A 12069-nucleotide genomic window follows, 5' to 3' on the forward strand; every position below is an offset into this window, starting at 1 on the left:
GCGGGTCTAGGCTGCGGTCCCCGTCTCGGCCGGCGGGCGCGGGGCGGGGCCGGCCTCGCCCTCCAGCAAGCGGCGGCGGCGGGTGCTTTCCTCGACGGCCTGTCGCAGCGTGTCATCCTTGGACAACAGCGTGAGAAAGCGTGCCTCATCCAGCCGGAGCAGCGTGCAATGGGTGATGGCGGTCGCCTGCGCGCGGCGCGGGCGGCGGGTCAGGATGCCCAGTTGCCCGAAGATTTCGCCCCGGCCCAGCCGCTGCAACTGTCCGGCAAAGGCCACCTCCACCGCGCCCGAGGCGATGAAGAACACATGCCGCGCCGGGTCGCCCTTGCGGATCAGCACATCGCCGGGCTGCGCGTAAACCGTGGCGATGCCCTTTTGCACCATGCGCAACTGCGCCGCATCCAGCCCGGCCAAGGCCGGCAACTGGCGCAGCATTTCGGTCTTCTGCACCGCCAGATCGAGGCGCGGGCGGATGGTCAGCCGCTTGCGCTGCCCGGCCAGCGATTGCCGCAGCGCGGTGTGCAATTCGCGCCCGATCAGCCCATCTTTCAGCAGCGTGTCATATTCACGTTCCTCCAGCCGCAGGGCGAGACGGCGGATGAAGCGGCGCTCCAGCTCCTCGGCATAGCCGGGATATTGCAGCCGCAGCGCGTCCAGCGCCAGCGCGCCGGCATCCTGCCGGGTCTTCAGCACCTGATGCAGCAGCTCTGCCACGCGGCGGCCATGGATGCGGCGGATCTTGGTGTCGATGTAAAGGTGCAGTTCCTCAAGGATCCGGCGTTGGCTCAGCAGCATCTCGAAGCGCCGCGCGATCAGCGCCGCCAACGGGCGCGAGATGCGCAGGCGGTTGTGCAGCTCGATCACCACCCGCTCGCCCCGGGCAAAGCGCAGCGCGCGCCGGGCGCCCCGCAGATAGCCCGCGCGCCCGCCGCTGCGCGTGGCTTCCAGCAGGCGGTCGGTATCGGAGAGCATCCGCTCCGCCTCCTCGGGTGACAATTCCTGATCGTGGAATGCCTCCAGCACCATGTCGCGTTCGCGCCCGGTCATGGCCAGCAGGCCCAGCGGGATGCGGTCCTTTTGCCGGATCGCGTCATCCGCATCGGCCAGCGCCACCGCCTGATCCAGCCGCGCGGCAAAGCCCTTGGCCTCGGACCGGACGATGTCATGGGTCAGGTCGTGGTCCTTCACGCTTTCGGCCACTTCCTCGCGCACGGTTTGCAGCGCGACCGCGACCACCTGCCGCGACAGCGCCAGGTCGATCGGCGCGAGGCGCGCAAGCCCCAGCCCCCGGATGACCCGACGCAGGCTGGAGCCCTGGATGAAGAGCGTATAGAGCGTGAAGCCGGTGGCCAGGATGCCCAGTTCGCGCCGGATATCGGCGGGCACACGCCAGTTTTCTGTCACGGCCAGCGCCAGGGCCAGCGTGACCGCACCGCGCAAGCCCCCCCAGAGGATCGCGATGCGATAGGGCCGCTCCACCTGCGGCGAGAGGTTCAGCGCCGACAGCATCGGCAGCACGCCCCAGAGCATGACCACCCGCGCCGCCGTGGCGGCCAGGATCACCACGAGGATCAGCAGGAAATCCCAGGGCCGCGCATCGCTCAAGAGCCGCGGGATCAGCAGCGAGGCCATGACGAAGATCAGCGCCCCGGCCCAATGCGCCAGCAGATCCCAGGTCTCGCGAAGGTTGGTCCAGACGGCGGGGGCCAGCCGGCCGGGGCCGACCCAGTTCAGCGTCATCCCCGCCACCACCACCGCCACCACGCCCGAGGCGCCCAGCAGCGTATCGGCGATGATATAGGTGCCATAGGGTACCGCGATCGACAGCGACAATTGCGCCAGCGGCCAGGCCGCCAGCAGCCGCATCGCCCGCAGCGCCACCCGCGCGATCAGCCAGCCGGTCAGCACGCCGGTCGCGATGATGGTGGGCAGGCCGATAAAGGCATCGCGCAGCGTGGGGTTCGGCACGCCGGCCATGACGAAGGTCAGAAAGAACCCGAACAGCGCGATGGCGGCGGCGTCGTTCAGCAGGCTTTCGCCCTCCACGATCCTTGCCAGACGCTGCGGGGCGGCCAGGCTGCGAAAGATGCCGACCACCGCCGAAGGGTCGGTGGTGGAGACGACCGCCCCGAGCAGGAAACAGGCCAGCACCGGCATGGAACTGAACGGCGTCAGCGCCAGCCCGACAAAGGCGGTCGCCACCAGCACCGCCAAGACCGCCATGACAAGGATCGGCACCCAGTCATCCAGCATCCGCCGCAGATCGAGGCCCAGCGCCACCTGAAAGATCAGCGTCGGCAGAAAGACATAGAGGAAGACGCTTGATTTGATCGGCAGCGCGAGCAGCGTGGTGACGCTTTCGGGCAGCTGGTCGCCCCAGGCGGTCGAAAGCCCGACCGAGGCCGCGCCCAGCGCCGCCCCCACCACGGCCAGCACCACCGAATAAGGCAGGCGCAAACGCTCCGCCACCGGCTCGGCCAGGGCGATGACGACGAACAGCAGCGCAAGCGCCGATACGAGCAAAACGATATCCATTTCCGCAGGATATGCGATGCGGCGCGGGGGCGGAACGGGCCTTCACGGTTTTTTGCGGCGGGTATCGCGGGGCCGGGCAGTCGGTGGCACGACTCGGTTGCTGCATTTGCAGGTTAATGCTACATATGCAGGCATGACCCTGCCCGACCCCGCCCCCAACCCCGGCTATGCCGCGCGCCTGCCGGCCGATGAAAGCCGCGATCACCTGATGGTTCAGGTGGCAAAACTCTATTACGAGCTGAACCGCACCCAGGCCGAAATCGCCGCCGATCTGGGCCTGACGCGATGGCAGGTCGGCAAATTGCTGACCGAGGCGCGGGCCGAAGGCGTGGTGCGGATCGAGATCCAGCCCCGCGCCAACCGCGCCGCCGGGCTGGAGGTGGCGCTACAATCCCGCTGGGGCTTGCGCGAGGCTATCGTGGTGCCGATGGGCGGCGCCAGCGATCAGGGTCTGCTGAACGATGCCGTGGCGCAGGCCGCCGCGCGCTGGCTGGCGGGGCTGCATCCGCGCCCGGCGCTGATGGGGGTCAGCTGGGGCCGCACCATGGCCGCGCTGGCCCGCGCCCTGCCGCAGGGCTGGGCGCCGGGGCTGGAGGTGGTGCTGGTCAACGGCGCCGCCGCCCTGACGGTGACCGACGCCGCCAGTTCCGCCGTGGCCGAGGCGGTGGCGCAGGCCGCGGGCGGGCGGGCGACGCTGTTGCCGGTGCCGGCCATTCTGGGCCAGTCCGCCACCCGTGACGCGCTGGAATCCGATCCGGTGATCGCCCGCGCCCTAGCCCGGGCCGAGGCCGCGCCGCTGCTGGCCTTTTCCATGGGCGGCGTCTCCGAGGATTCGGTGCTGCATGCCCAGGGCTATCTGACCGCCGCAGACATGGCCCAGCTGCGCGCGCACGGCGCCGTGGGCGATATTCTGGGCCGTTTCGTGACAGCCGATGGCGCGATTGCCGACCCTGCCCTTGATGCGCGCACGCTGGGGCTGCGGCTGGACCGGCTGCGCGACAAGCCCCATACCCTCGCGCTGGTCGCGGGGGCCGAGAAACAGGCCGTGGCGCGTGCCGCGCTCAGGGCCGGATATGTCACCGTGCTGGTCACCGACGATGCGACCGCACGCGCCTTGCTGGAGGAAAGCGATGACTGAAGCCACAGGCTTTGCCCGCATGACGGGCACGCCCTTCACCCCCGACTGGTTCGAGACCGTCTCGGTCAATACCTCGGCCGCCGAACGCCGGGCGGCCAGCCTGCCGGGGCGGCGCACGGTCAAGAAGGACTGGCAGGCGGCCTGGCTGGCCCGCGCCATCACCTGCATCGACCTGACCACGCTTGCGGGCGACGATACCGCCGGACGGGTGCAGCGCCTCTGCGCCAAGGCGCGCCAGCCGCTGCGCGCCGACCTGGCCGAGGCCCTGGGGCTGGAGGGGCTGACGGTGGGCGCGGTCTGCGTCTATCCGACCATGGTGGCCCATGCGGTCAAGGCGCTGGCCGGGTCGGGCATCCCGGTCGCCTCGGTCGCCACCGGCTTTCCCGCCGGGCTGACGCCCCTGCCGCTGCGGCTGGCGGAGATCCGCTATGCGGTGGAGATGGGCGCGGCCGAGATCGACATCGTCATCACCCGCGAACATGCGCTGACCGGCAACTGGGCCGCGCTGTATGACGAAATCGCCCAGATGCGCGAAGCCTGTGGCGCGGCGCATATGAAGGCGATCCTTGCGACCGGCGATCTTAAGACGCTGAGCAATGTCTACAAGGCCAGCATGGTGGCGATGCAGGCGGGGGCTGATTTCATCAAGACCTCCACCGGCAAGGAGGAGGTGAACGCCACCCTGCCCGTCTCGCTGACCATGGTGCGAGCGCTGCGCGACTTTCGCGACCGGACCGGGCAATGGGTGGGCTTCAAGCCCGCCGGCGGGTTGAAGACCGCCAAGGATGCGATGAACTGGCTGATCCTGATGAAAGAGGAGATGGGCACGCGCTGGTGCATGCCCGATCTGTTCCGCATCGGTGCCTCGTCCATGCTGGGCGATATCGAGCGGCAGTTGGAACATCATGTGACGGGCCGCTATTCGGCCGCCAACCGGCACGCCCTGGCCTGAGGAGACCGAGACCATGCCCGCCATCAAGGACATCATGCAGACCATGGAATACGGCCCCGCCCCCGAAGCCCATGCCGAAGCCGCTGCCTGGATCGCCGACCGCCCGGTGCTGGGCCATTTCATCAATGGCCGCTTCACCGCCCCCGAAGGCCCGACGACCGAGGTGCTGAACCCCGCCACCGGTGCCGTGCTGTGCCGCGTGGCGCTTGGCACCGGGGCCGAGGTCGATGCGGCCATGCGCGCGGCCCGCGCGGCGCAACCGAAATGGGCCGCCCTGCCCGGCCATGAACGGGCGCGGTTCCTCTATGCCATCGCGCGCCATGTGCAAAAGCGCGAGCGCTTTCTGGCGGTGCTGGAAACGCTCGACAATGGCAAGACCATCCGCGAGACGCGCGATATCGACATCCCGCTGGTGGCGCGGCATTTCTATCATCATGCCGGCTGGGCCGAGGTGCTGGAGACCGAATTGCCCGGCCTTGCGCCGGTGGGCGTCTGCGGCCAGATCATCCCGTGGAACTTCCCGCTGCTGATGCTGGCCTGGAAGGTGGCGCCGGCACTGGCCGCCGGCAATACGGTGGTGCTGAAACCCGCCGACCTCACGCCGCTGACCGCCTATGCCTTTGCCGAGATCTGCCGCGAGATCGGCCTGCCCGCTGGCGTGTTGAACATCGTCAATGGCGACGGGGCGACCGGCGCCGCGATTGCCGGGCATCCGGGCGTGGACAAGTTGGCCTTCACCGGCTCGACCGAGGTGGGGCGCACGATCCGCCGCCAGATCGCCGGATCGGGCAAGAAGCTGTCGCTGGAACTGGGCGGCAAATCGCCCTTCATCGTCTTTGAGGATGCCGATCTGGATGCGGCGGTGGAAGGCGTGGTGGATGCGATATGGTTCAACCAGGGCGAGGTCTGCTGCGCCGGGTCGCGCATTCTGGTGCAAGAGGGCGTGGCGCCGCGCTTTTTCGCCAAGCTGACCGCGCGGATGGAAACGCTGCGGGTCGGCGATCCGCTGGACAAGACGATGGATGTGGGCGCCCTCGTGTCGCAGCGCCAGCGCGCCCGGATCGAGGCGCTGCTGGCGCAGGGCGAGGCCGAGGGCGCGGTGCTGCATCGCGCACCGGGGCAGTTGCCGGCCAAAGGCGCCTTCTGCGCGCCGGGCTTTTTCACCGGCACCGCCCCCGCCCATGCGGTGAACCAGACCGAGATCTTCGGCCCCGTCGCCACCACGCTGACCTTCCGCACCCCGGATGAGGCGGTGACGCTGGCCAATGACAGCCGCTATGGGCTGGCGGCCTCGGTCTGGTCGGAAAACATCAACCGCGCGATCGAGGTGGCGGCGCAGGTCAAGGCCGGGGTGGTCTGGATCAACGCGACCAATATCTTTGACGCGGGCGCGCCCTTTGGCGGCTATCGCGAAAGCGGCTTTGGCCGCGAGGGCGGGCGCGCGGGGATGCTGGAATATCTGGCCCCGGCCTGGGAAAAGGCCGGCAAGCCCCGCCCTGCCCCCGCCCCCGTGCCCGCCGTGACGCCGGCCGACCGCGCCCAGCCCGACGGGATCGACGTGACGGCCAAGCTCTATATCGGCGGCAAGCAGGCCCGGGCCGATGGCGGGCAAAGCTACAGCGTCACCGGCAAGGGCGGCGCGGTTCTGGGTCAGGCCGCGCTGGCCAACCGCAAGGATGTGCGCAACGCGGTCGAGGCCGCGGCCAAGGCTGGCGGCTGGGGCGGCGTCACCGCGCATAACCGCGCGCAGGTGCTGTATTTCCTGGCCGAGAATCTGGCGCAGCGTCAGGCCGAATTCGTGGCCGCGCTGACCGCCGCCGGCACACCCAAACCGGCGGCCGAAGTGGAGACGACGATCCGCCGCGCCTTCTGGTATGCCGCGCAGGCCGACAAGTTCGACGGCGCGGTGACCGCCACCAAGACCCGCCATGTGACGATGACGGTGAACGAAGCCTTTGGCACGATGGGCCTGATCGCGCCCGACGAGGCGCCGCTTCTGGGCCTGATGTCGCTGATCCTGCCCGCCATCGCCATGGGCAACCGCGTGGTCGCGGTGGCAAGCCAAAGCCAGCCGCTGATCGCGGCGCGGCTCTATCAGGTGCTGGAAACCTCGGACCTGCCGGCGGGGGTCGTCAACCTCTTGACCGGCGAGCGTGATGCACTGGCCCGCACGCTGGCCGATCACGACGATGTGGCGGCGCTCTGGTATTGCGGCAGCGCCGAAGGCGCCGGCATGGTCGAGACCGCCAGCGCCGGCAACCTCAAGCCGGTCTGGACCGATCAGGGCCGCCTGCGCGACTGGCTCGACCCGGCGCAGGGTCAGGGTCGCGACTGGCTGCGCCGCGCCTGTCAGGTCAAGACGATCTGGCTGCCCTACGGCGCCTGACGCCCGCGCCTCGCGGCCGGGAACCATTGCCCCGGCCGCGGGTTGCGCTCGTGCGGAATTGCGCGTGACAGAGCCCGCCCTTTCCGTGCAAACCTTGGGCAAACCTTGGGCAAACCTTGGCCCCGCGGCCGGCACGAAGGAGAATGCGGCAATGCCCCTGAGAAACGCCGCCGCGACAGAGCCCCCCGCCGAGGCACCGCAGGCCCGCCGCATGACCCTGTCGCATCTGGCGGTGATCGTCGGGGTCGCGGCGGTGCTGCATCTGGGGCAAGAGGTGTTCCTGCCTCTGTCCATCGCGGTGCTACTGGCCTTTGCCCTGTCGCCCGCCGTCACCCGTTTCCGCAAGCGCGGCGTGCCGCTGACGGCCTCGGTGCTGATCGTGGCCTTTCTGGCCTTTTCCGCCATCGCGGTGTTTTCGGTCGTGGTGGCCAGCCAGCTTTCATCGCTGGCCCGCGATCTGCCGGGATTTCAGGAAAACATCCTGGTCAAACTGGAGGCGCTGAAGGACGAGGGATCGGGCAATCGCATCGTGCGGCGGCTGGCCGACATGGCCGGCACGATCAATGCCGAAATCAGCGATGCCCTGCCCGGCGCCACCACCGGCGACCCGCCGCCGCGCGCCGGGGCCGGCCCGATGCAGGTCGAGGTGATCGAGCGCCAAAGCCCCACCGACACGCTGGTCAACCTTGTCCTGCCCATCGTCAAGCCGGTCGCTACCGCCGGCCTGGTCGTGGTGGTGGTGATCTTCATGCTGCTGGAGCGCGAGGAGCTGCGCGACCGTTTCATCCGGCTGATCGGGTCGAACGACCTGCACCGCACGACACAGGTGCTGGAGGATGCGGGCAGCCGCGTCGGGCGCTATCTGCTGATTCAGCTGCTGGTCAACGTGATCTATGCGGTGCCGATCGGTCTGGGCCTATGGCTGATCGGGGTGCCCAATGCGCCGCTTTGGGGGTTGCTCACGCTGGTCCTGCGCTTTGTGCCCTATATCGGGTCGATCCTGTCGGCGGCCTTTCCGCTGTTCCTGGCCTTTGCGGTCAGCCCGGAATGGTCGGCCGTGCTGTGGACGGCGGCCCTGTTCATTCTGGTGGAACTGGCCACCTCCAACGTGATCGAACCCTGGCTTTATGGGTCGCGCACCGGGGTTTCGCCGCTGGCCATCATCATCAGCGCGATCTTCTGGACCTGGATCTGGGGGCCGCTGGGCTTGGTTCTGTCCACGCCGCTGACGGTCTGCCTTGTGGTGCTGGGCAGGCACCTGCCGCAATTCGAACTGTTCGACATCCTGTTCGGCGACGAACCCGTGCTGGCGCCGCATGCGCGGCTGTATCAGCGCTGGCTGGCGGGCGATTCCATCGAAAGCACCTATCGCGCCGAAGACGCGCTGGAGGAGGAATGGCTGGCCGATTACTATCGCGACACCGCGCTGCCGGCGCTGTTGCTGGCGCAGAACGACTGGTCGCGCGGCGTGTTGACCAGCGCGCAGGAAAGCCGCGTGGCGGCCACCGCGCTGGCCATGGTGTCGGATCTGCAAACCGTGGTGGGCGACGAGCTGGAGGAAAGCCGCAGCGATGCCGAAGGCCCCTTGCCCGGCGCGGGGCGGCGGGTGCTGTGCCTGGGCGGGCGCAGCGATCTGGACGATGTGGCGGCGGCGATGCTGGCGCAGGCCCTGGCGGCCGAAGGGGCCGAGACCACGGCCCACGGGCATGACGACCTCGCGCCGTCGCGGCTGTCGGGCTTGGATCTCGCCTCGGCGCAGGTGGTGATCCTGAACTTCCTGGACCCGGCGCCGGCGCGGCTGTCGCTGTTGCATCTGCGGCGGCTCAAGCGCGGCTGGCCGCATCTGCGGGTCGGCGTGGTGCTGTGGCGGATGCCGGCGCTGCCGGGCGACGAGGGCAATGGCGCCGCCCCCGTGGCCGCCCCGCCGAATGAGGCCAAACACCGCGAGGCCGAGGCGATCGGCGCCGATTTTGTGGTGGACGGATTGGAACCGGCGCTGGCCGAAGCGCTTGTTGATACAGAGCCCCGGCCGTTGCCCGCAACCAGCGGACCCGGCACGGGGCGCCCGCGCAAGCGTCGCACCACCGCGGCCCGCGCAGCAGACAGATGAAAGGATGACCCACATGGCCCAGACCCAACGCACCGCTGAAGACAAGATCCTCGACACCGAGGAAAAGGCCCGGCTGGAGGCGCAGATCTCTGCGCTGCGCGCCGATCTCGCCGCCATGGCCGAAACCGTGAAATCGGTGGTCGCCAGCCGCGGGGCGGCCTTTGCCGAAATGGCCGGGGCCGAGGCGGAAAAGCTGCGCGCCAAGGGCGAGGCGGCGATGGCCGGCATGTCGGATCAGGCCGGGCAGACCGTGGAGGAAGCCCGCGCCTATGTGCGGGAAAACCCGATGACCGCGATCGGCATCGCCGCCGGCGCCGGGCTGGTCTTCGGCCTTCTGTTCGGGCGGCGCTGATGTGGACCCTGCTTCTGGGTCTGGCCAGCGGTCAGGCCGCGCGCAGCGCGCAGAATTTCGCGCGGCGGGCGGCATTGACCGCGCTGGCGGGGCTGCTGGCGCTGATCGGCGCGGGGTTTCTGGTCGGCGCGGCCTTTCTGGCGGTCTTGCCGCATCTGGGCGCGATCCTCACCGCGCTGCTGTTTGGCGGGGTGTTCCTGGTCATCGCGCTGATCGTCTGGGCAAGCGCCCGCCACCGCCCGCAACCCGCGCTGACCACCCCGCTGGCCGGGCTGGAAACCGAGGCCGCGCAGGCGATGGCCGCCGTGCCGCGCGCGGTGGCCAAGGCGCCGGGCCTGTCGCTCATGACCGCCTTTGCCGGCGGGCTGATCCTGGCGATGAAGCTGCGCAAATAGCGCTCAGAACGGCACGGGCGCGCTGAAGGTCTGGGTCTTGCCGGTTTCGGGGTGGCGCAGGCGAAGGCTTTCGGCGTGCAGCATCATGCGCGGATAGTCCAGCGCCTCGCCCGTGGCATAGATCGGGTCACCCAGGATCGGGTGACCCAGTTCCAGCATATGCACCCGCAATTGATGGCTGCGCCCGGTCAGCGGCATCAGCCGCACGCGGGTCGTCTTGCCATCATGGCGCTGCACCCGCCAATCGGTGATGGCGGGCTTGCCCTGTTCATGGTTCACATGCTGGCGCGGACGGTTCGGCCAATCGACGCACAAGGGCAGGTCAACCCGGCCCTCCTTCGGCTCCAGATGCCCCCAGAGCCGCGCGAGATAGACCTTTTTTGTCTGCCGTTTCTCGAATTGCTGGCCCAGATTGCCCTGCGCCGCCTTGTTCAGCGCGAAGACCATCACGCCCGAGGTATCGCAATCCAGCCGATGCACCAGCAGCACCTCGGGGAAGACTCGGCGCAGGCGGTCGATCAGGCAATCTTCCTTGCCCGGATCCTTGCCCGGCACCGAGAGCAGCCCGGCCGGCTTGTCCACGATCAAGAGCGCGCTGTCGTGATGCAGGATCGACAGCGGCACATCGGGCGGGTTGTATTCATAGGGCGGCATCAGACGATCTCGTGCCCGGCGGCGCGCAACCGGCGCGCAAGTTCCGCGATATGGGCGGGGCCGACATCGCAGCAGCCGCCGACGATGGTCGCCCCCTGCGCCACCCAACCCATCGCGAAATCGGCATATTTTTCGGGCGTCAGGTCGTGGCGATGCGTCAGTTCCGCCACCGTCGGCGCGTCTTCAAGGAACCCGTCGGAAATATGGGTAAAGCCATTGGCATAGGCGCCGAAGGGCAGACCGAACGTGCCCAGCACCGCAAGCGCATCGGCCATCGCCTCGGGCACCGAACAATTCGCTAGCATCGAGGCCGGGCGCCAGGCGGCCACCAGCGGCGCCAGATCCGCCAATGCCTCGCCCGAGCGGAGCCGCTCGCCCTGCCGGTCATGGACCGAGACCGACAGCCAGACCGGCTTGCCCGCCTGCACGGCGCCCTTCAGCGCGCCTTCGATCTGGGTCAGGCTGACCAGTGTCTCCAGCAGGATGAAATCGACCTGCGGCGCCAGCAGGCGCGCGACCTCGGCCACCTTTGGGGCGGCCTCATCCACCGGCAGGACCACATCGTCGCGATAGGTGGCGACCAGCGGCCCGATGGAACCGGCGATGCGACCGTGGCCATGCGCGGCGCGCGCCTCGGTCGCGGCGGTCAGCGCCGCCCTGTGCAGCGCGGTGAACTGGTCATCCAGCCCGAAACGCTCCAGCCGGTCATGATGGATCGCATAGGTATTGGTGGTGGCGATGGTCGCCCCGGCGGCAAAGTAATCGTCATGGATCGCCCGCACGAGGCCGGGATGATCCAGCATCACCCGTGTCGCCCAGAGCGGCGTCGGCGCATCGCCCGACCGCGCCACCAGTTCCTGCCCCATGCCGCCATCCAGCAGCGTGATCCGTGCCATGCCTATTCCCATACCAGCCGCACGGCCAATGCCCCGAACAGCACCGCCGCCACCTTGTTCAGCGCCCCCATGCGCCGCCCGAGCGCCTGCCCCGCCAGACCGGCGACCAGGCCATAGCCGGATGTAATCGCGGTGCCGGTCAAGGTAAACACCAGACCCAGGATCAGGATCTGCTGCCAGACCGGCCCGCGCGCCGGATCGGTGAATTGCGGCAGAAACGCCAGCACGAACAGCGCGACCTTGGGGTTCAGCGCATTGGTGACAAAGCCGCGCCACAAGGCACGCGCGGCCCGCCCCTCGCCCTGTCGGGGCGCCGCGTCGCCCGCGCGCCAGCTCTTGACGGCGAGATAGGCCAGATAGGCCGCGCCCGCCCATTTCAGCGCGACCAGCGCCGACGGATGCGCGGCCAGGAGCGCACTCACCCCCAGAACCGCCAGCGTGACATGGAAGAACCCGCCCAGCCCGACCCCCAGCCCCGCGACCGCCCCGGCCCGCGGCCCGCCTTGCAGGCCGGATGCGGTGGCGAACATCACATCCGCGCCCGGCGTCAGGTTCAGCACGATACCGGCGGCCAGAAAGGCCAGCAGTTCGGGCAAGGGGATCAGCGTCAGAATATCGGTCATGGGCGGCTCCTGCGATCGGGCGACATTC

The 12069-nt window shown here is 69.1% G+C and carries 10 protein-coding genes; 6 read left to right on the forward strand and 4 right to left on the reverse strand.

All coding sequences use genetic code 11. The features are described 5' to 3' along the window. Positions 1 to 6: 6 nt before the first annotated feature. Positions 7 to 2535, reverse strand: coding sequence for a cation:proton antiporter (locus FOA17_RS08870; protein ID WP_149141112.1), 2529 nt, complete (start codon positions 2533 to 2535; stop codon positions 7 to 9). A 133-nt stretch (positions 2536 to 2668) separates the two neighbouring features. Between FOA17_RS08870 and FOA17_RS08875 the strand changes: the two genes are divergently transcribed. The 6 genes from FOA17_RS08875 to FOA17_RS08900 all read left to right on the forward strand — a co-directional run bounded on the left by FOA17_RS08875 (position 2669) and on the right by FOA17_RS08900 (position 9868). Next, the gene (locus FOA17_RS08875; protein WP_149141113.1) at positions 2669 to 3673 is read left to right on the forward strand and encodes a sugar-binding transcriptional regulator; all 1005 of its coding nucleotides are present in this window, start codon (positions 2669 to 2671) and stop codon (positions 3671 to 3673) included. After that, a complete protein-coding gene (deoC, locus tag FOA17_RS08880) occupies positions 3666 to 4625 on the forward strand; it encodes a deoxyribose-phosphate aldolase (protein ID WP_149141114.1) in 960 nt (319 codons plus the stop codon). The genes FOA17_RS08875 and deoC overlap by 8 nt, the downstream gene beginning before the upstream one ends. 13 nt (positions 4626 to 4638) lie before the next feature. Then, entirely contained in the window at positions 4639 to 7011 is a 2373-nt protein-coding gene (locus FOA17_RS08885; RefSeq protein ID WP_149141115.1) for an aldehyde dehydrogenase family protein, read from the forward strand. A 151-nt stretch (positions 7012 to 7162) separates the two neighbouring features. After that, positions 7163 to 9121, forward strand: coding sequence for an AI-2E family transporter (locus FOA17_RS08890; RefSeq protein ID WP_149141116.1), 1959 nt, complete (start codon positions 7163 to 7165; stop codon positions 9119 to 9121). 13 nt (positions 9122 to 9134) lie between these two features. Then, on the forward strand, positions 9135 to 9473 hold the full coding sequence (locus FOA17_RS19720) for an ElaB/YgaM/YqjD family protein (RefSeq protein WP_162528208.1): 339 nt from the start codon (positions 9135 to 9137) through the stop codon (positions 9471 to 9473). Further along, a complete protein-coding gene (locus tag FOA17_RS08900) occupies positions 9473 to 9868 on the forward strand; it encodes a hypothetical protein (RefSeq protein WP_149141118.1) in 396 nt (131 codons plus the stop codon). Before FOA17_RS19720 ends, FOA17_RS08900 begins: the two co-directional genes overlap by 1 nt. Before the next feature lie 3 nt (positions 9869 to 9871). Here the strand turns inward: FOA17_RS08900 and FOA17_RS08905 are convergent, their stop codons facing one another. From FOA17_RS08905 to FOA17_RS08915, 3 genes are read right to left on the reverse strand one after another with little or no spacing between them, the layout of a single operon-like run. Further along, positions 9872 to 10522, reverse strand: a complete 651-nt coding sequence (locus tag FOA17_RS08905) for an RluA family pseudouridine synthase (protein WP_149141119.1) — start codon at positions 10520 to 10522, stop codon at positions 9872 to 9874. Further along, positions 10522 to 11418: a homocysteine S-methyltransferase family protein gene (locus FOA17_RS08910; protein ID WP_149141120.1), complete on the reverse strand. Its 897-nt coding sequence runs from the start codon at positions 11416 to 11418 to the stop codon at positions 10522 to 10524. The genes FOA17_RS08905 and FOA17_RS08910 overlap by 1 nt, the downstream gene beginning before the upstream one ends. A 2-nt stretch (positions 11419 to 11420) precedes the next feature. Beyond that, on the reverse strand, positions 11421 to 12041 hold the full coding sequence (locus tag FOA17_RS08915) for a LysE family translocator (RefSeq protein WP_149141121.1): 621 nt from the start codon (positions 12039 to 12041) through the stop codon (positions 11421 to 11423). Positions 12042 to 12069: the final 28 nt, after the last annotated feature.

It is taken from the genome of Gemmobacter caeruleus, assembly GCF_008271655.1.
GTDB lineage: Bacteria > Pseudomonadota > Alphaproteobacteria > Rhodobacterales > Rhodobacteraceae > Gemmobacter > Gemmobacter caeruleus.

Bases quoted from the DNA above. Each gene is read 5' to 3' on its own strand.
- FOA17_RS08870 (WP_149141112.1), bottom strand. From the start codon at position 2,535: ATGGATATCGTTTTGCTCGTATCGGCGCTTGCGCTGCTGTTCGTCGTC.
- FOA17_RS08875 (WP_149141113.1), top strand. From the start codon at position 2,669: ATGACCCTGCCCGACCCCGCCCCCAACCCCGGCTATGCCGCGCGCCTG.
- deoC (WP_149141114.1), top strand. From the start codon at position 3,666: ATGACTGAAGCCACAGGCTTTGCCCGCATGACGGGCACGCCCTTCACC.
- FOA17_RS08885 (WP_149141115.1), top strand. From the start codon at position 4,639: ATGCCCGCCATCAAGGACATCATGCAGACCATGGAATACGGCCCCGCC.
- FOA17_RS08890 (WP_149141116.1), top strand. From the start codon at position 7,163: ATGCCCCTGAGAAACGCCGCCGCGACAGAGCCCCCCGCCGAGGCACCG.
- FOA17_RS19720 (WP_162528208.1), top strand. From the start codon at position 9,135: ATGGCCCAGACCCAACGCACCGCTGAAGACAAGATCCTCGACACCGAG.
- FOA17_RS08900 (WP_149141118.1), top strand. From the start codon at position 9,473: ATGTGGACCCTGCTTCTGGGTCTGGCCAGCGGTCAGGCCGCGCGCAGC.
- FOA17_RS08905 (WP_149141119.1), bottom strand. From the start codon at position 10,522: ATGCCGCCCTATGAATACAACCCGCCCGATGTGCCGCTGTCGATCCTG.
- FOA17_RS08910 (WP_149141120.1), bottom strand. From the start codon at position 11,418: ATGGCACGGATCACGCTGCTGGATGGCGGCATGGGGCAGGAACTGGTG.
- FOA17_RS08915 (WP_149141121.1), bottom strand. From the start codon at position 12,041: ATGACCGATATTCTGACGCTGATCCCCTTGCCCGAACTGCTGGCCTTT.